The organism is Ruegeria sp. AM9, from assembly GCF_056540565.1.
This window is the reverse complement of the sequence record NZ_JBQFWY010000004.1, coordinates 33,262-51,190: the sequence shown is the minus strand read 5'-3', so window position 1 is coordinate 51,190 and position 17,929 is coordinate 33,262. Positions and strand designations below refer to the sequence as shown.

The 17,929-nt window shown below is 61.3% G+C and carries 15 protein-coding genes; 10 read left to right on the top strand and 5 right to left on the bottom strand.

What is annotated here, in order from left to right:
* The first annotated feature begins 124 nt into the window (after positions 1 to 124).
* The 9 genes from ACR0DO_RS09570 (at position 125) to ACR0DO_RS09530 (ending at position 8,276) form a co-directional block, all read left to right on the top strand.
* Entirely contained in the window at positions 125 to 811 is a 687-nt protein-coding gene (locus tag ACR0DO_RS09570; protein ID WP_480558263.1) for a haloacid dehalogenase type II, read from the top strand.
* Entirely contained in the window at positions 811 to 1,638 is an 828-nt protein-coding gene (locus ACR0DO_RS09565; protein WP_480558261.1) for an alpha/beta fold hydrolase, read from the top strand. The genes ACR0DO_RS09570 and ACR0DO_RS09565 overlap by 1 nt, the downstream gene beginning before the upstream one ends.
* Entirely contained in the window at positions 1,635 to 2,609 is a 975-nt protein-coding gene (locus ACR0DO_RS09560; protein WP_480558259.1) for a threonine ammonia-lyase, read from the top strand. The genes ACR0DO_RS09565 and ACR0DO_RS09560 overlap by 4 nt, the downstream gene beginning before the upstream one ends.
* Positions 2,610 to 2,667: 58 nt before the next feature.
* The gene (pcaD, locus tag ACR0DO_RS09555) at positions 2,668 to 3,456 is read left to right on the top strand and encodes a 3-oxoadipate enol-lactonase (RefSeq protein ID WP_480558257.1); all 789 of its coding nucleotides are present in this window, start codon (positions 2,668 to 2,670) and stop codon (positions 3,454 to 3,456) included.
* A 12-nt stretch (positions 3,457 to 3,468) separates the two neighbouring features.
* Entirely contained in the window at positions 3,469 to 4,191 is a 723-nt protein-coding gene (locus ACR0DO_RS09550) for an alpha/beta fold hydrolase (RefSeq protein WP_480558255.1), read from the top strand.
* A gap of 71 nt (positions 4,192 to 4,262) precedes the next feature.
* Complete coding sequence (locus ACR0DO_RS09545) at positions 4,263 to 5,462, top strand: TCR/Tet family MFS transporter (RefSeq protein ID WP_480558253.1); 1,200 nt, start codon at positions 4,263 to 4,265, stop codon at positions 5,460 to 5,462.
* Positions 5,463 to 5,544: 82 nt separating this feature from the next.
* The gene (locus ACR0DO_RS09540; RefSeq protein ID WP_480558251.1) at positions 5,545 to 6,639 is read left to right on the top strand and encodes a Zn-dependent alcohol dehydrogenase; all 1,095 of its coding nucleotides are present in this window, start codon (positions 5,545 to 5,547) and stop codon (positions 6,637 to 6,639) included.
* Between the two features lie 6 nt (positions 6,640 to 6,645).
* Positions 6,646 to 7,878: a mandelate racemase/muconate lactonizing enzyme family protein gene (locus ACR0DO_RS09535; protein ID WP_480558249.1), complete on the top strand. Its 1,233-nt coding sequence runs from the start codon at positions 6,646 to 6,648 to the stop codon at positions 7,876 to 7,878.
* A 110-nt stretch (positions 7,879 to 7,988) separates the two neighbouring features.
* Positions 7,989 to 8,276 (top strand): ArsR/SmtB family transcription factor, encoded by a 288-nt coding sequence (locus ACR0DO_RS09530; protein WP_480558572.1) that lies wholly within the window; start codon positions 7,989 to 7,991, stop codon positions 8,274 to 8,276.
* Here ACR0DO_RS09530 and ACR0DO_RS09525 read toward each other — a convergent pair.
* Complete coding sequence (locus ACR0DO_RS09525) at positions 8,273 to 11,269, bottom strand: ABC transporter transmembrane domain-containing protein (RefSeq protein ID WP_480558570.1); 2,997 nt, start codon at positions 11,267 to 11,269, stop codon at positions 8,273 to 8,275. The genes ACR0DO_RS09530 and ACR0DO_RS09525 overlap by 4 nt on opposite strands.
* A 244-nt stretch (positions 11,270 to 11,513) precedes the next feature.
* Between ACR0DO_RS09525 and ACR0DO_RS09520 the strand changes: the two genes are divergently transcribed.
* The gene (locus ACR0DO_RS09520; RefSeq protein WP_421596557.1) at positions 11,514 to 11,873 is read left to right on the top strand and encodes a DUF3307 domain-containing protein; all 360 of its coding nucleotides are present in this window, start codon (positions 11,514 to 11,516) and stop codon (positions 11,871 to 11,873) included.
* A 34-nt stretch (positions 11,874 to 11,907) separates the two neighbouring features.
* Here the strand turns inward: ACR0DO_RS09520 and ACR0DO_RS09515 are convergent, their stop codons facing one another.
* Genes ACR0DO_RS09515 through ACR0DO_RS09500 form a run of 4 tightly spaced genes read right to left on the bottom strand, consistent with a single transcriptional unit; the run spans position 11,908 to position 17,839 of the window.
* Positions 11,908 to 13,212, bottom strand: a complete 1,305-nt coding sequence (locus tag ACR0DO_RS09515; protein WP_480558247.1) for an NAD(P)/FAD-dependent oxidoreductase — start codon at positions 13,210 to 13,212, stop codon at positions 11,908 to 11,910.
* Positions 13,209 to 13,883 carry a TetR/AcrR family transcriptional regulator gene (locus tag ACR0DO_RS09510; RefSeq protein ID WP_480558245.1) on the bottom strand — a complete coding sequence of 225 codons (675 nt, stop codon included), beginning with the start codon at positions 13,881 to 13,883 and terminating at the stop codon, positions 13,209 to 13,211. Before ACR0DO_RS09510 ends, ACR0DO_RS09515 begins: the two co-directional genes overlap by 4 nt.
* Positions 13,884 to 15,437 carry a trimethylamine methyltransferase family protein gene (locus tag ACR0DO_RS09505; protein WP_480558243.1) on the bottom strand — a complete coding sequence of 518 codons (1,554 nt, stop codon included), beginning with the start codon at positions 15,435 to 15,437 and terminating at the stop codon, positions 13,884 to 13,886. It lies immediately after the preceding gene.
* The gene (locus ACR0DO_RS09500; protein WP_480558241.1) at positions 15,437 to 17,839 is read right to left on the bottom strand and encodes a GcvT family protein; all 2,403 of its coding nucleotides are present in this window, start codon (positions 17,837 to 17,839) and stop codon (positions 15,437 to 15,439) included. The genes ACR0DO_RS09505 and ACR0DO_RS09500 overlap by 1 nt, the downstream gene beginning before the upstream one ends.
* Between the last annotated feature and the right edge of the window lie 90 nt (positions 17,840 to 17,929).

Here is a 17,929-nt window from a genome sequence, read left to right as displayed (position 1 = left end):
TGGCCTCCGGCCGTTAAGGGTTTAAGCGATCAAACCTAGGGAGTGACACGGCATTGTAAACCCTCCCCCCTTTTGCGCCTGCGACTCTTGTGCCAACCTGCGCCGGATTGAGGGAGGGGTACCGATGCCAATCACCACCTGCGTTTTTGACGCCTATGGCACGCTGTTCGACGTTGCCGCCGCCGCGCGTCAGGCGGCCGCCGAACCCGGTTACGAGAAACTGCAGCAGAAGTGGCCTGAACTGGCCAATCACTGGCGACTGAAACAGCTGCAATACACCTGGCTGCGCGCGATCACCGACGCCCATGCCGATTTCTGGGATGTGACCCAGGACGGGCTGGACTGGGCGCTTGAGGCCACCGGGCTGGACGGCGACCCGACCCTGCGCCAGCGCCTGCTGGATCTGTATTGGGAGTTACAGGCTTACCCCGAGGTCCCCCAAATGCTGGCCGATCTGAAAGCCAAAGGGCTGAATACCGCGATCCTGTCCAACGGGTCGCTACCCATGCTGGATGGTGCGGTAAAATCGGCTGGAATTGGCGACGTTCTGGACGATGTTCTGTCGGTCGAAAGTGTTGGCATCTTCAAACCCCATTCCAGCGTCTATGATCTGGTGCAAAACCGCTTTGGCGGCACCCGTGATGAGGTGTTGTTTGTCAGCTCGAATGGCTGGGATGCCGCAGGGGCCAGCGGCTATGGCTTTGTGACCGTCTGGGTCAACCGCGCAAACGAGCCAATGGACCGCTTGCCATGGACACCAGCACATGTACTGTCCGACCTGACAACGATCCCTCAACTGGCTGGAATTTAATGGCTTTCTTCACCACTTCCGACGACAGGCGCCTCTATTACACCGATACCGGTTCAGGAACTCCGGTGCTGTGTCTGGCCGGGCTGACCCGCAACAGCCGGGATTTTTCATTCCTCGCGCCGCATATCACCGATCTGCGGATGATCGCGATGGACTACCGGGGGCGCGGGCAATCGGATTTTGACCCGGATTTCATGAACTACAACATTCTGCGCGAATCCCACGACGCGATTGAGCTGCTGGATCATCTGGGGCTGGATCGCGTGGCCGTTCTGGGCACCTCGCGCGGGGGCCTGATCGCGATGGCCTTGGCCGCCAGCCACCCCAAACGCCTGTCCGCCGTGGTGTTGACGGATGTGGGTCCGGTGATCGAAACCTCGGGCATGGCCAAGATCATGGATTATGTCGGCCGGCAGCCGGTGGCGAAGACCTATGACGAAGCCGCGCAAACCCTGCAGCAAGTGATGGAGCCGCAATTCCCCGGCGTCCCCCTCAGCCGGTGGCGGCAGCAGGCCGAGATTCAATATGAGCAGGCCGCAGACGGGCTGGCCCTGCGCTATGATCCCGCCTTGCGCAAGGCCTTGCTGGATCAGGCCGCCGCTGGCGCCATCCCGGATATGTGGATGTTCTTCGAGGCGTTGCGTGACATTCCGACCGGCGTCATTCGGGGCGCAAACTCGGACGTGCTGGGCAAGGATACGCTGATCGAAATGCACAAACGCCACCCCGGTCTTATGTCTGTAGAGGTTCCGGATCGCGGACATGTTCCGTTTCTGGATGAACCACAGTCACTGGACCTTATCCGCGAGGTATTGGACGCCGCATGAGCACGCTGGAAATGATCGAAGCCGCCGCCGCGCGGCTGAAGGGCCACGTTCGGGAAACACCCCTTCTGACCTCGCCGTTTCTGGACGAATTGGCGGGGCGCCGGGTGCTGGTAAAACCGGAATGCCTACAACATACCGGCAGCTTCAAGTTTCGAGGTGCGTGGTCGGCGATCTCGGCGCTGGATGAGGCGGATCGGAAACGCGGCGTGATCGCCTTTTCCTCGGGCAACCACGCGCAGGGCGTGGCCTATGCGGCCGCGCGGCACGGAATTTCGTCGGTGATCATCATGCCCTCGGATGCGCCGCAGTTGAAGATCAACAACACCCGCGCGCTGGGCGGCGAAGTGGTTCTGTACGACCGCGCCAACGAAAGCCGCGAAAAGATTGGCGAGGCGCTGGCTACCGAGCGCGGCCTGACCCTCATCCGCCCCTACGATGAACCGCAGGTGATTGCCGGTCAGGGCACCACCGGGCTGGAGCTTGCCCGGCAAGCCGCCGAGATGGGCGTTGAAAAGGCCGACGTACTGGTCTGCTGCGGTGGCGGCGGGCTGACTTCCGGCATTGCTTTGGCGCTGGAGGGCCACGCGCCCGGCCTGCGCGCACGCCCGTGCGAGCCTGAAGGGTTCGACGACGTTAAGCGGTCTCTGGCCACGGGGCAGATTCAGAGTAACGCCGCTGCTTCGGGGAATATCTGTGACGCAATCCTGACGCCACAGCCGGGGCAGATCACCTTTCCGATCCTGAACCGCCTGTGCGGGCCGGGCCTGTCGGTCGCCGAAGAAGAGGCAATGCGGGCCATGGCGCAGGCGTTCCTGCGACTGAAGCTGGTGTTGGAGCCGGGGGGTGCCGTGTCGCTGGCCGCGGCCCTGTTTCGCCGTGACGAAATCGAGGGCGATGCGGTGATCGTTGTGGCCTCGGGGGGCAATACGGACCCTGAAGTCTTTGGAAAAGCACTGGAATTCCTGACCTGACATGGATCAATGATTGGGTCACTGTGACGGCTTAACGTATGGCGACGGGGATTGTGTCATGCCGATCTTGGATCTTGGTGAAGTGCAGTTGCACTATCGGGTCGATGGTGATCCGAATGGTGCGCCGATTGTCTTTGCCAACTCGCTGGGCACTGATCTGCGTCTTTGGGATGCGATGCTGCCCCACCTGCCTGCGCGTCTGCGGATCATCCGCTATGACAAGCGCGGGCACGGGCTGTCGTCTCAGCCCCCTGCCCCCTATTCAATGGGCGCGCTGGTGCGCGATGCCGAGGCACTGCTGGACCATCTGGACGTGCGGGATTGCGTTTTTGTCGGCCTGTCCATCGGCGGGCTAATCGCGCAGGGTCTGGCGGTGAAGCGTATGGATCAGGTGCGCGCACTGGTGCTGTCGAACACCGCCGCCAAGATCGGCATCCCCTCAATCTGGCAGGACCGGATGGATGCGGTGCGTCAGGGCGGTATCGAAGCCTTGGCCGATGCCACGATGGAGCGGTGGTTTTCAAAGAAATTCCGTGCCTCGTCCGATCATCTGCTGTGGCGCAACATGATGGTGCGCCAGCCGGTGGACGGGTATCTGGGCTGCTGTGCCGCGATCTCGGGTACGGATTTCTACACCCCCACCAGCGGCCTGCGCCTGCCCACGCTGGGGATTGCGGGCAGCGAGGATGGCTCGACCCCACCGGATCTGGTGCGCGAAACCATCGACCTGATCCCCGGCTCGAAATTCGAACTGATGCGCCGGGCGGGTCATCTGCCCTGCGTCGAACAACCGGCGGAATACGCGGCCCTGCTGCGGGATTTCCTGACCGATATCGGACATATGTGAAGGAGCGTGACAATGGCAGATTTTCTGTTGGTCCATGGATCCTGTCATGGCGCCTGGTGCTGGCGCGATCTGATCCCCGCGCTGGAGGCTCTGGGCCATTCGGCGCGGGCCATTGATCTGCCCAGCCACGGCTCGGACCCGACGCCGATCGCCGATGTCACGCTGGAGAGTTGCCGGGATGCGGTGCTGTCGGCCTCGACCCCGCAGACCATTGTCGTCGGCCATTCCTGGGGCGGTTATCCGGTCAGCGCGGCCGCCGAGGCCAAACCCAAGGCCATGCGCGCGCTGATCTATCTGTGCGCCTATGTTCCGCAGAACGGCCTGTCCATGGTTGAAATGCGCAGACGGGCGCCGCGTCAATTGATCGTCGATGCGGTCGAGAAATCCACCGACGGCCTGTCCTACACGGTCAGGCCAGAAAAAGTGCACGACCTTTTCTATCACGATTGCCCGCCAGAGATCACACCCTTTGCCTTCGCACGCCTGTGCCCGCAGGCCATTGCTCCGCAAGAAACACCTTTGACGTTGTCCGACAATTTCGCGCGCGTCCCCAAGGCCTATATCCGCGCCACGGACGACCACACGATCCCAACGGAATACGAAGAAGAAATGAGCCACATCGCGCCCGAGGAATTGCGCAAGACGATCAACAGCTCTCATTCCCCGTTTTTCGCCCAGCCTCGCCATCTGGCCGAGATCCTGGATGATCTGGAACAAAAGCTGCCAGCTGCATAACCCCGCGTCACAGACACTTCACAGGTGAACCAAGCGTGGTAGGGTCCGGGCAAAACTCGCGATTGGGTGCCATGCGTCTGCCTTTTCTCTTCGTTCTCGGTACGGTCATGATCGACGCCATGGGCATCGGTCTGGTGCTGCCGATCATGCCTGACCTGATCGTCGAGGTTCAGGGCGGCACCCTGGCCGATGCGGCGATCTGGGGTGGCGTCCTCAGCACTGCATTCGCCGCGATGCAGTTCCTGTTCGGGCCGATCCTGGGGAACCTGTCCGACGCCTATGGTCGCCGCGCGGTTCTGTTGGTGTCGCTGTTCGTGATGTCGCTGGACTACGTGGTGATGGCCATTGCAGGCAGCATCTGGCTGCTGTTGGCGGGGCGCATCGTTGGAGGTATCACGGCGGCCACCCATGCCACCGCCGCCGCCTTCATGGCGGACGTATCGAAACCGCATGAGAAGGCCGCGAATTTCGGCCTGCTGGGCGCTGCGTTTGGCGTCGGTTTCGTTCTTGGCCCGGTGATCGGAGGGTTGCTGAGCGAATACGGCACCCGCGCGCCTTTCTGGGCCGCCGCGGCGCTGTCTGCCCTGACGTTTCTGGCCGGTCTGCTGGTGATGCCCGAAACAGTCACCGACAAAACCCGCCGGGCCTTCAGCCTGCGCCGCGCCAATCCGTTGAATTCGCTGCGCGCCATCGCCGCACTGCCCGGCATCCGCCCGATGCTGTGGGTCTATTTTCTGTATTCGGTGTCGATCTACGTCTATCCCGCGATCTGGGCCTATTTCACGACCGAACGTTTCGGCTGGTCTCCGCAGATGATCGGCCTGTCGCTGGGTGTCTACGGGATCGGCATGGCCGCCGTTCAGGGCGGCCTGATCCGACCGGCAACGCGATACCTGGGGGAGCGGGTCACGATCATCTACGGCATGGGGTTCGAGATCGCCAGCTTCCTGCTGTTGGCTTTCCTGACCAATGGCTTCATTGCCCTGCTGTTGATCCCGGTCACAGCGCTGGGGGCGGTTGTCACCCCTGCCCTTCAGGCCCTGACCTCGCGCGCCACGCCCGATTCTCAGCAGGGTGAGTTGCAGGGGGTGCTGACCTCCTTACACGCGCTGTCGATGGTGATCTCGCCGCTGGTGATGACCAGCGTGTTCGCACAGTTCGCTCAGGTCGATGCCGCACTGTATCTGCCCGGAGCACCGTTCCTGCTGGCGATGCTGTTGATGGCCTTCGGGTTTGCACTGTTTTTGCGGTCGCGCCCTGTCGCGGCGTAACAACGACCTCTGAATGACGGTTTCCGTCTTGCAGCCGCCATGTTCCCGCGCCACCGTGGACCAAAGGGAGTGAGGGACAAGAATGCAAACCATCAAAGCCGCCGTCTGCCGGGCGTTCAACGAACCTCTGATTATCGAAGACATCCAGATCTCGCCCCCCGGCACCGGAGAGGTCGAGGTGGCGCTGGACGCGGTGGCAATCTGCCACTCCGACATCACTTACGCCACCGGGGCATGGGGCGGGCATCTGCCAGCCGTCTACGGGCACGAGGCCGCAGGCGTGATTACCGCAACCGGTGATGCAGTCGGTGGCTTTCAGGTGGGCGACCCGGTGGTAGTCACCCTTATCCGTGCCTGCGGGTCCTGCCCGTCCTGCGCAGGCGGTCAGCCGACGATCTGCGAGACCCCCTATGACTCGGTCAATGGTCCGCTGCGCACGGCAGATGGCGAGCCACTGGATCAGGCCATGGCCTGCGGGGCCTTTGCCGAGAAGGTTGTGGTCAGCCACCGTCAGATCGTGAAGATTCCCGAAACCATGCCCAAAGATGTGGCAAGCCTGTTGTCTTGCGGCGTCATCACTGGGGTCGGCGCTGCGGTGAATGCTGCCAAGCTTCGCCCCGGTCAGGATGTGGTAGTCATCGGCGCGGGCGGCGTTGGGCTGAACGCCATCCAGGGCGCGCGCATCGCAGGGGCGCGAAGGATCGTTGCCGTCGACATGACCGAAGAGAAACTGGCGATCGCCAGGGAATTCGGCGCAACTCATGGCGTGTTGGCCAGCCTCAAGGAACCGTGGAAAGCGGCGTTCAAAGCGTTGGGCGGGCGCGGCGCGGATGCGGTTTTGATCACCGTCGGAGCCATCCCGGCCTATGATCAGGCCCCCCGCTATCTGGGCCCGGGCGGCAAGGCCATCATGATCGGTATGCCGCATTCCGGCGACATGTCCACCTATGAACCGGTTGTTCTTGCGGCGCTGGGTCAGGGGCTTGTCGGCTCGAAAATGGGTGATGTGGTCATTCAACGCGATATCCCGTGGATGATCGACCTTTATGAACAGGGGCGGCTGAAGCTGGACGAGCTGATCTCGGGCCGATGGTCTCTGGATCAGATCAACGAGGCGATCGAGGACACCAAGACCGGATCGGCCAAGCGCAACGTGATCCTGTTCGATAGGGGGTAACGGCTGATGAAACTGCAGGACCTCAACATTATCGTCACCGCCCCACCCGCGCCGGGCTGGGGTGGGCGGTATTGGATACTAGTGAAAGTCACCACGGATACCGGGATCACCGGCTGGGGCGAATGCTATGCCTCATCCGTCGGCCCCGAGGCGATGCGGCACGTGATCCACGACGTCTTTGAACGGCACATGCTGGGCGAAAACCCCGAGAATATCGAGCTGATGTTCCGCCGCGCCTATTCCAGCGGCTTCACCCAGCGCCCGGACCTGACCGTCATGGGCGCGTTTTCAGGGTTGGAGATCGCCTGTTGGGACATTTTGGGCAAGGACCGCGACCGCCCGGTCTATGCCCTGTTGGGCGGATTGATGAACGAGCGCATCCGGGCCTATACCTACCTCTACCCCTTGCCGCAGCATAACCTGACCGACTTCTGGACCTCGCCCGAACAGGCCGGGGACTGCGCGGCAGAGATGGTGCGGCGCGGGTTCACTGCGGTCAAGTTCGACCCCGCAGGCCCCTATACCATTCGCGGCGGGCATATGCCTGCGATGTCCGATATCTCAATGTCGGTCGCCTTCTGCAAAGCGATCCGTGAGGCTGTGGGCGATAAGGCTGATCTGCTGTTCGGCACCCATGGCCAGTTCAACACGGCAGGCGCGATCCGCTTGGGTCAAGCGCTGGAGCCGTATTCTCCGCTGTGGTTCGAAGAACCTACCCCGCCGGACATGATCGAAGACATGGCCCGCGTCGCACGCAACGTCCGCATCCCCGTCGCCACAGGGGAACGCATGACCACCAAGGCCGAATTCGGCGCCGTCCTGCGCGCAGGGGCCGCCGAGATTCTGCAACCCGCGCTGGGACGCGCCGGTGGCATCTGGGAGATGAAGAAGGTCGCGGCCATGGCCGAGGTGTTCAACGCGCAGATGGCCCCACATCTTTATGCCGGGCCAATCGAATGGGCGGCCAATATCCATCTGGCCGCGTCTATCCCGAACCTGCTGCTGCTGGAGACCATCGAAACCCCGTTCCACGACGCCCTGATCAAAGGCACCATTCGCGTGGACCAAGGCTTTGTGACCGCCCCAACCGCTCCCGGTTTGGGGATCGAGGTGGACGAAGACCTCGCCCGCGCGCACCCCTATTCCGGCGACGGGTTGCATCTGCAAATGCAGGAAGAAGCCTGCGACTATGTCAACGGCAACGCCTTTCAGGGCGGCGCACCTGCAACCGAGGGGTGACAATCAAACCCGGATTAGGGCATATTGATCTGACCCCATCACAAAACAGGCCGCGCGTGACCATCACAGCCCAAGACAGCACAAGCGCATCTCCTGAAACCCCTGCGGATATGCAGGAAAATGCCGCGCGGGCGGCGGCTTTTCTCAAGGTGCTGGCGCACGAGGGTCGGCTTATGATCCTGTGCCATCTGGGCGAAGGTGAAAAGTCGGTCAGTGAACTTGAAGACCTGTTGCAAATCCGTCAAGCCGCCGTCAGCCAGATGCTGGCGCGGTTGCGACAGGAACGGCTGGTCTCGACCCGCAGGGAAGGCAAGACAATTTACTACTCGCTGCGGGACGGCAACACCGCGCAGGTCATCGGATTGCTCTATGACCTGTTCTGCAAAACGGACAACTAGTTCGAGACATACCCCGCGATCACCTGCAACAGCTTGAACGCGGTCGCGGCGTCGTTTTCGACCACCGCCAGGAATTCTTCCTCACCGATCCGCAGACAGGACAGCTCGGTCTCGGCAATCATGCTGAGCGCGCGGGGCTCCTTGCGGATCAACCCCAGTTCGCCCACCAGCGCCCCCGGACCGACCTTGGTGATCAGCTGATCGGGGCCTTCCATCTGCGGCAGGTACAACCCGGCCTCGCCCTCAAGCACCACATAGGCACCGTCGGTGGGCTGGTCATCTTTCAGGAACACAACCTCACCTGCTTGGGCATCATACCAGCGCGCACCAAAGGCCAGCAGGCGCAGCTGTCTGCGGTCGAGACCGGAAAACAGCGGTGTCTGCTCCAACGCCCGCAGCTTGCGCGCCAGATCGGCCGAGGCGGCGCTGTCCTCTTCCACCGTGGCATCCCCTTCATCCGAGACCACCCGACCCTGCCGGATTTCGACAAAATTGTCGAATTTGTCCGGGTTCTCAAAATGGTCGTTCAGATAGATCACGGTCGTATCCGGCAGCAGTTCGCGCAGGTTTTTATAGACCGCGACCTGGGTCGCCATGTCATAGCTGGCCAGCGCGTTTTCCAAAATCAGGATATCCGGTTTCTTGATCGTCGCGCGGGTAAAGGCCAACGGTTCGGCGAAAACCGCAGGCAGGTTCTGGCCCCCGATGGCGACGGGGACGTCATAGATCAGCTCGACCACCAACGGGCGCGCACCGTTTTCGTCCAATACATCGACAATCAGTTTACGCGCCTCGTCCGAGCGACCGCCGCCGATTTGACTGACCTTGCCGAACAGCGCGTTTTCCATGACCGTCAGGCCGGGCGCAAACGCATCCTTGTGCAGCGGTAAAAAGACATCCTGCAGCCGCTCCAACAGCTTTTCAGAGTGACTGTGACGCAGTTCCAGAATGCGGCTCTTGAGCTCGCCCGTGAAGGCAGGCCCGATCTGCTCGGCCGAGATCACAAACGGCACCGCCAGAAGGTTCGCCAGCTTTTCGTCATCCAACCCCGACACGCCCTCGTTCCGGGTTTTCTCGACAAGCTCAAGCGCAGCCTCGTAGGTTTTGGCCTCCAGACCGAGCTTGCGGAACAACGGGTGATCGGTCCCGTCGTGGCCAAAGATCTGGCGCAGCATCTCGATCACGTCGCGGGTCAGGTTGACCAGCGTCTCGTCCAGTCCCAACTCGCGCAATTGGCCCAGAAACACGGTCTGACGGGCCAGCAGGTCCTGCGTCACGGGAACCCTTGGCGTCGCGAACAACAGGTTTTCCGCGACCGGCAACGCCGAATTATACGTGCACCAGTCAAAAACCAGCGCCTGTTGCCCCAGCCCGGCCTTTTGCACCGCCTGCTGCACCAGAGGGCGCAGCTCGACCAGTTTCTGCGCCAGTTCCGGATGCTCGGCGGCGTCGAAAACCTGATCCGACCCGCGCTGGAACAATGCGGCCCCCGATCCCATTCCATCGATCAGATGCAGCCACCAGTCCCGCAACGCCTCGGGGCTGTCCAATCCGGCCAGGGATGGGTCTAGCCAGTCTGCCTTGTAAGGATCGGAGCTGTTGCCCGCGCGCTGTGTTTCGGCAAAGTCTGGATCGTCGCTTTGGGCCGTCAGCGGCCGCTGTCGCATCGGCATCATGACGTTGTCGCCCAACGTGCCCTGAAACATGACCGGACGTGACGAGGCATAACCGATGCGCGCGGCCACGACGCTCTGATGCAGGGCCGATAAGTTTTCGCCGCCGACCTCAACCCGGCCCGAGCTGGGCAGGATTTCCCGCGTCAGCAGCTCGGCCACGGCGCGCCTGTCTTCCTCGCTGGGGGCGGCGATGCCGATGGTTTGGCCGCCCGCAAAGGTGAGGTTCAGGTCATCCAGCACCTGATTGCCATCCATATCCCGGACCGAGACCCGATCCAGAACGATATCGCCGTTCAAGCGAGGTTGGGCTTCGGGCTCGCCCTCGAACAGCTTTTCATCCGGCATCCCCGGCGGGGCAAAGCGCTCGATCACCACATCCCAGCGCAGCGACATGTCCTGCGTCTGGTTGTAGTAGGTCAGCAGTTCCTTCCACGGCGAGCTCAGATCTTTATATGCTGCCAGCGCCGCCACCAGCGCCCCCAGCGAAACCGAACCCTGCAGCACCAACAGACCCCCAACCAGATAGAACATGAACGGCGTCAGCTGCGAGATGAAGTTGTTGATGAACTTCATAAAGAACTTTTTCTGGTAGATCTCGAACCTGATACCAAACAGCCGCCCCAACTGCTCGGATATCATCGCCCGGCGATAGCGCCATCCGCCATTGGCCCGCAGGGTCGAGGCCCCGGCGGCGTTCTCACCGATCTGCGCCGCCAGAATGCGGACTTCCTGAATGCGTTTCTTGTTCAGCAGGTTGATCTGCCGCTGCAGCTTGGGGATCAGCCAAGCCTGCAACGGGATCAGCGCCACGGCGGCAAGGCCGAACCAGACGCTTTGCAGGAACAGAAAGGACAGGATCGTGATCATCTGACCGGCCTGCAGCACCGGCTGGCTGATCGCGTCACCCATCAATCCGCCCATCGGCTCGCTTTCGGCGGTGATCATCGACACCATCTCGCCCTGGCTGACCCGCTCGAAATAGGGCTGGGGGAAGCGCAGGGCGCGGTTGATCAGCTGATACCTGAACCGGCGCAGCATCCGCTCGCTGAGCACCCCTTTCATGGTGTTGATGCGCATTTTCATCAATCCATGAAACAGCACAGCCAGCAAAAACGCCCCGCACAGGATAATCAGGAATGTGGTCTGCGGCAGGTCATAGCCAAGGACATTCACCACCGGGCTGGCCGCACCGATCGCATCGTTGATGATGCGCTTGGGCAGTTCCAGAGTCAGGTACAACAACGGAAACAGCGTTGATGTCACGGCCAGCAGGATCAGCTGATCGCGTTTTGAATATTTCCAAATAAACCGGAAAATCGAACGTTCTATGGAAACCGCCCCTGTTAAGGATCACCTACCCGATCCTGAAGAAAGTGCCGCAAATCAAACACTCCGAATTTACAGCAATCGTGACCGGTGACGCAAACAGTTTCCAGTTTGATCATATATTCGCCCTGTGTGAACAAGTTCATTTGCGCGGCAACGGTTTAGCCCCTAAGATTCGCATCAGGACGATATCGGGAGGACAAATTTGACTGCCAGCATAGGCGCGGTGCTATTGATGATCTGCTTGTTGCAGATCAAACATATGTTTGCGGACTATTACCTCCAGACGCCGAAGATGTTGTCCGGCCGTGGTCAGTATTTCCACTGGGGCCGCGCACAACATGCTGGCGTGCATGTTCTGGGATCGGTTGCCGTCTTTCTGCTGTTCGGGGCACCGTGGTCCTTCATCCTGATCATTGCCGCATTGGAATGGGTCGTACATTTCAATATCGACTTTGCCAAAGCCAGCTATTCGGACAAGAAACAGCTGTCACCCGAGCAGGCCGCCTTTTGGCGTGCAACCGGGCTGGATCAGCTCATGCACAACCTGACCTATGTCGCGATGGTCTGGGCCTGGGTGAGTTTCGCCGCCTGACCGGCACTGTATCCGCGGCAATCTCCCGAACCGGTCAGCCCAAAACGGAAAAACTGCTTTCCTCGTTGATCGGACGTTTGCGGGAATAGAAGCCTACATCGATTATCCGCTTGATATAGGGCAGTTCGAATTGCAGAGGCTGTGCGTCGTGATCCGCTCCACCCTCGCAATAGCCAATCAGGGCCGCCATCATCTTGCCCGCGATAGGCGCGTTCTTGTACTGGTTCCCGCTGGTGCCGCAGGCCATGTAGAACCCCGGCAGACTGGATTTGTCATAGATCGGAATCCAGTCGGTCGAGGCGTCATACAGGTCCACCACCCCACGGGTTTTGGACGGAATGCCAAGGCTGGGCACCCGCTGCGCATAGCGCATGGCTTGCGTCGTCCATTGATCGGTGAAGTCGTGATTGTAATGCACGTCATCCTCACACCACTGATGCGGATCGCATTCCGGATCTTCCGAACCGACCAGAATGTGATTCCCGTGCTCGGGGCGGCAGTAACAGGCGATGTCACTGTCCGACACGATGGTGCCGTCATTTTCGAAATCGAACCCTTCGGGCGCGGGGACATGCACCACCTCCTGCCGCAGGGGGCGGGTTTCGATGGTCATATCCCCAAGCACGCCCGCCATCTTGTTGATGATCGCCGAGCCCGGCCCGGCCACATTCACCACGACCGTGGCGTGGATTTCCTCACCCGAGGCCAGTTTGACTCCGGCCACGCGCCCGCCTTCGGTCAGGATTTCGACCACCTCAGCGCCGGTGCGCAGCGCGGCCCCATGCTGTTTCGCCGCATCCATCAGGTTTTGCGCCGACAAGGCCGGATCGGTGACATAGCCCGCCTGAGGCCAATACACACCGCCCTGCATCTTGCGCCCGTTGGGCTGGCCAAACTCCGGGTCATCCATGCGGCGCGGCGGCGCGAAACTGTCCAGAGAATAGACCGGCAAGCGTTCGGTGATCTTTTCAGCCGACCATTCCTCGAACGGGCAGTCCAGATCGGCGCTGTTCTTAATGTGCTTTTCCAACATCCCGTTGGCGTCGGTTTTCATCACCAGGCATCCCGTCTCGCGGAACTGCGCCAGATTGGCATTGGCGGGCAGGCCCAGATATGCGCCCCAATCGCGCCAATAGTGATAGCCCTCCCACGCAAAAGCGGTACCGTCGAAGGTCGAATAATGCATCCGGATGATCGCGCAGGACCCGGCGGTCGAGCCATGGCCGACCTGAGAATTGCGGTCCAGCGACAGGGTGTTCCAACCGGCCTTGGCCATTTCGAACGCGATGGCGGCACCGATGACGCCGGTGCCGATGATAATTGCGTCTGGTTGGCTCATTCTTTTGCTCCTTCCCAATAGCGCTTTGAATAGGCGCTGAATTCTTCGACTTCCTCGGGGTGGGGTTCGACTCCGGTGAATACGTAAAGATAGTGCGGCACCATCTGCAGCCGCGTCTCCATCGGCTCGTTCAGCTGGGCCAGATCATAACCGATCTGCATGTAATACAGCACGCGGGCACGGGTTTCGGCCTCGACCTCGGAATATCCAAAGCGCGCGAACATGGCGTGCAGCGCCTCGAGCCGCCGCGCGTCCGACTGATCCAGCGCACGCCGCACCTTGCCCGACTTGCGCGCCCAGTCCCGCACGGCAAAGTCCAGCGCGGTATCGAACAGATCCGTATTCACCACACAGCGATGCACATTGCAGACCGCTGCCGTAATGGTGTCGGCCGGGGCCTCGGCCTGTGCAACCAATCCGGCCGTATTCGTGGCTTGCCAGCGGGACAGCAAAGCGTCCAGCAACTCTTGCCGAGACTTGAAGTACCAGTAGAACGAGGATCGCGAGACCGCCATCCGCTCGGCTAGGCTCAGCACCTTGATCTGGTCCACCCCGTCCGAGATCAGCACATCCATCGCCACGTTCAGCCAATCATCACGCGTGACCTTGATGTTGCCGACCAGAGGTTCAGCCTTGGGGTCGTCCCTGTGCAGGATCGGTTTGGTGTTCATTCAACTCTCCGGTGGCGCGCCGCCTTCGGCGGTACGGCGCGTGATGAAGTCCTGCAAGGCCCCCAGCCGGTCAGTGTCAACGGTGGGCGGCTTGAAGTCGTTCAGAATGCCCTTCCAGACACCGGTCGCGCGGTGATTGGCATCGACCGATCCGCGCTCGGCCCAAGTGCCGAAATTGGCATAGTCATGGACGTGCGGCTGGTAGAACTCGGTATTGTAGCGTTCCATCGTCTGGCTTGAGGCGAAGAAGTGCCCGCCAGGTTCGACTTCGCGCAGGGCGGTGTCAAAGCCGATCTCGGCAGTTCCGGCCTGCGCCCCGGCGCAAAGCTCGGCGACCATGTTCAGCACCTCGGCATCGCAGACCAGCTTTTCGAAAGATACGGTCAGCCCGCCTTCGAGCCAACCGGCCGAGTGGATGATCACCGTCGCCCCCGCCATCAGACAGCCCCAGAGACCGAACTGGTTTTCGTTGGCGGCCTGCACGTCGTTGATGTTCGAGGCCGACCCGGCTGCGGATCGCCAGGGCAGCCCCAGATGCCGCGCCAATTGCCCCGCCGCCAGCGACGCCTGAAAATGCGAGGGGGTCCCGAACGCTGGCGCGCCCGATTTCATGTCCACATTGCTGGTGAAAGTCCCATAGCACACAGGCGCGCCGGGGTTGGTCAGTTGGGTCAGAGTCAACGCCGCCAGCGCTTCGGCATGGGACAGGGTAATTGCGCCTGCCGCCGTGATCGGCGCCATCGCCCCCATCAGGGTAAAGGGCGTGATGATCGACATCTGACCGTGGTGCGCAAAGTCGATCAGGCCTTGCGCCATTGGGATATCCAGCGTCCGCGGGCTGTTGGTGTTGATGATCGTGTAACAATGCGCGTTGCCGCGGAATTCATCATCCGACAGCCCCCGCGCGGTGGACAGCATCTCAAAGCAATCCAACACCTGCGGCGTCCCGCGCGAGAAGAAGAACGGGAATTTGTCCGTCAGCTCCATCTGCGCCTGCGTCGTAAAGTAGTGACGCATATGGGTCGGCACGTCTTGCGGTTCGACCTGCGGCGAGATCATCTGGAACACGTCGAAATGATGCGTGAGCTTCAGGAAGTCCAGATAGTCCTGCCCGGTTGCGGGGCGGCGGCCCCGTTCCAGATCGGTCGCGTTTGGCGCCCCCGCCCCCGGCTGGAACACCAGACTGCCCAGTTCCAGCGTGAAGTCGCGATGACGGGCGCCCGCGCGGCAAGCGATCGACTTGGGGGCTGAAGCAACAGCCGCCTCGACCATATCGCGCCCGATGAAAACCATCTCAGTGCCTTCATCCACACGCGCTCCGCCCGCGGCAAAGATTCGGCGGGCTTCGGGCAACAGAACCTTCACCCCCAGTTCCTCAAGCGTGCGCAGGGACGTTTCGTGCATGTCCGCGATCTGATCGGCCGGGAACACGTCCATCTGCGGGAATGGGTTTTTCAACTGACGGTAATTCACATCGCGATCGGGCGGTGGCGCGGCCTCGGCCCCGCGCCCACGCCGCCGCCTGCCGCGTTCGGAGGTTTGCGAGATCACCATCAACCCCTCATCACCTTGCCCTGCGGATCGTATGGCGAGGGCGCAATCACCCGCGCGGGGCGTTCAACGCCGACAACATGCACGGTCAGTTCCGTACCCGGTTCCGCCTTATCCCGGTTGACCAGAGCCATTGCCAGCGATTTGCCGGTGTAGTGGCCGTAGCCGCCCGAGGTCACGAAACCCACACGGTCGTCGCCCGACCAGATCGGCTCATATCCGCTGGCATCGGCATCTAGCGCATCCACCTCGAGCGTCACCTGAACCTGCGCGGGGCCGTTGCCGTTACGCTCGGCCACAGCTGCGTCCTTGCCGACGAACTCCTTGTCCCAGTCAATCCAGCGATCCATCCCGGTCATTCCCGGCGTGTAAAGCTGCGTGAATTCCGCCGACCAGATGCCAAAGCTCTTTTCCAATCGGGTCGAGAGCATCGCATTGAAGCCACATTCGCGGATGCCCTCGTCAGCCCCCGCTTCCAACAGCATCCGGCGCAGTTTGATGTGGTCGCCATAGCGGCAATTGATCTCATAGCCCTTTTCACCAGTCACCGACATGCGCGCGACGCGGGCGCGGATCAAACCGATATCGAATTCGCCACACCCCATGAATTTTAGGCCCGAGATATCCTGTTCCGCCAGCTTCTCGACCACCGCCTGCGATTTCGGACCAACCACGGCAAAGCCGCAATATTCTTCACCCAAGTCACGGATATCGACACCGTCGATCATGTGGTCATCGAACCACCGCATATGCCAGGCGCGCAGATAGTAGCTGCCCATGATCCACCACGTGCCGTCACCCCAGTTGAGCACGGTCAGGTCACCCTTGAGCCGCCCGTTCTCACCCAGCATCGGTGCCAGCTTGGCACGGCCTGGCGCAGGCAGTTTCGAGGCCATGACCTTGTCCAACCAAACTTCGGCATTCGGGCCGCTGACCTCAAACCGCGAAAAGCCCGAGATATCCAACAGGCCCACACCTTCGCGGATCACCTTGCATTCCTCGGCCACGATGTCATGCGCGTTCGAACGTTTCAGCGTCGGCGTCTCCTCGAATCCCTCTGGCGCAAAGTACAGCGGCACCTCCAAATCCCAGCTGACGCCCCATTTGCATCCAGCCTCGGTCATCGCATCATGCGCCGGAGCCATTTTCAGCGGACGGCCCGCAGGCAGTTGCTCATTCGGATAGGTCATCACGAAACGGCGCGAATAGAACTGGCCCGTCGTCTCGCGGATATAACGTTTGTTCTGCGCGAAGTCGCCATAGCGCGCCACATCCATCGGCCACGCGTCGGCCTCGGGCTCGCCATGGATCATCCACTCGGCCAGCGTCTTGCCAACGCCACCGCCCTGCAGGAAACCCGCCATCACCGCGCAGGCCGACCAATAGCCGGGCTTGCCGGGTACCGGACCCACCAGAGGGTTGCCGTCGGGCGAGAACGTAAACGCGCCGTTCACCCAAGTCTTGATGCCCACATTCTGGATCGAGGGGTAACGTTCAAAGCCCAGCGTCAACTCGTTCTCGATCCGGTCGAGTTGTTCCTGAAACAGTTCCTCGCCATAGGTCCACGGCGCGCCATCCATGGCCCAGTGTTCGTGGTCGACCTCATAGATGCCAACCAGAACGCCCTTCTGGTCCTGCCGCATATAGGTGAACCCTTCGAGGTCCACGGTCATCGGCATTTCGAAATCGGCCTCGGCCACCTCGGGCACCGTATCAGTGATCAGATAATGGTGCTTCAGCGGCGAGACCGGCAGTTCGATGCCAGCCATCCGGCCCACCTGCTTGGCCCAAAGACCCGCCGCATTGACCACATGCTCACACGTAATGGTGCCCCGGTCGGTCACCACCTGCCAGCCATCTGCAGTCTGGATCAGTTCCTCGACCTTGGTTTCTTCGTAGTACTCCGCGCCGCGTTTCCTGGCTGCAGTCGCATAAGCCTGCACTGTGCCCGTTGTGTCGATATAGCCTTCGCGGTCGGCCCACATCGCGCCCAGCACACCGTCCGTGGACATGATCGGGCAGCGTTTCTGCGCCTCTTCCGGGGACAACAACTCGCAATCGTCGATGCCGATGGATTGGAAGATGCGATAATTCGCCTGCAACCACTCCCACCGTTCCGGTGTTCCCGCCAAAGTCAGGCCCCCGGTCATGTGCAGACCGATATTCTGACCGGATTCCTTTTCGATCTCGCTGAGCAGGTCGATTGTATAGGCCTGCAAGGACGCCATGTTGGGGTCAGCGTTCAGCGCGTGAATCCCCCCGGCCGCGTGCCACGAAGACCCCGAGGCCAGCCGCCGCCGTTCCAGCATGACCACATCCGACCAGCCGAACTTGGCCAGATGATACAGAACCGAGGCACCGACAACGCCGCCCCCTATGACCACAACGCGATACTGAGATTTCATCCTGCCCTCCGCCGCATGACACGCAGAGGACGCTAGACGCACTGTTCATATCTGTCTAGACATTTATGTACAGTTCAAACCAAGCACCGC

Bases quoted from the DNA above. Each gene is read 5' to 3' on its own strand.
- ACR0DO_RS09505 (WP_480558243.1), bottom strand. From the start codon at position 15,437: ATGGTGATCTCGCAAACCTCCGAACGCGGCAGGCGGCGGCGTGGGCGC.
- ACR0DO_RS09530 (WP_480558572.1), top strand. From the start codon at position 7,989: ATGCAGGAAAATGCCGCGCGGGCGGCGGCTTTTCTCAAGGTGCTGGCG.
- pcaD (WP_480558257.1), top strand. From the start codon at position 2,668: ATGCCGATCTTGGATCTTGGTGAAGTGCAGTTGCACTATCGGGTCGAT.
- ACR0DO_RS09520 (WP_421596557.1), top strand. From the start codon at position 11,514: ATGATCTGCTTGTTGCAGATCAAACATATGTTTGCGGACTATTACCTC.
- ACR0DO_RS09510 (WP_480558245.1), bottom strand. From the start codon at position 13,883: ATGAACACCAAACCGATCCTGCACAGGGACGACCCCAAGGCTGAACCT.
- ACR0DO_RS09545 (WP_480558253.1), top strand. From the start codon at position 4,263: ATGCGTCTGCCTTTTCTCTTCGTTCTCGGTACGGTCATGATCGACGCC.
- ACR0DO_RS09535 (WP_480558249.1), top strand. From the start codon at position 6,646: ATGAAACTGCAGGACCTCAACATTATCGTCACCGCCCCACCCGCGCCG.
- ACR0DO_RS09550 (WP_480558255.1), top strand. From the start codon at position 3,469: ATGGCAGATTTTCTGTTGGTCCATGGATCCTGTCATGGCGCCTGGTGC.
- ACR0DO_RS09565 (WP_480558261.1), top strand. From the start codon at position 811: ATGGCTTTCTTCACCACTTCCGACGACAGGCGCCTCTATTACACCGAT.
- ACR0DO_RS09560 (WP_480558259.1), top strand. From the start codon at position 1,635: ATGAGCACGCTGGAAATGATCGAAGCCGCCGCCGCGCGGCTGAAGGGC.
- ACR0DO_RS09570 (WP_480558263.1), top strand. From the start codon at position 125: ATGCCAATCACCACCTGCGTTTTTGACGCCTATGGCACGCTGTTCGAC.
- ACR0DO_RS09500 (WP_480558241.1), bottom strand. From the start codon at position 17,839: ATGAAATCTCAGTATCGCGTTGTGGTCATAGGGGGCGGCGTTGTCGGT.
- ACR0DO_RS09515 (WP_480558247.1), bottom strand. From the start codon at position 13,212: ATGAGCCAACCAGACGCAATTATCATCGGCACCGGCGTCATCGGTGCC.
- ACR0DO_RS09540 (WP_480558251.1), top strand. From the start codon at position 5,545: ATGCAAACCATCAAAGCCGCCGTCTGCCGGGCGTTCAACGAACCTCTG.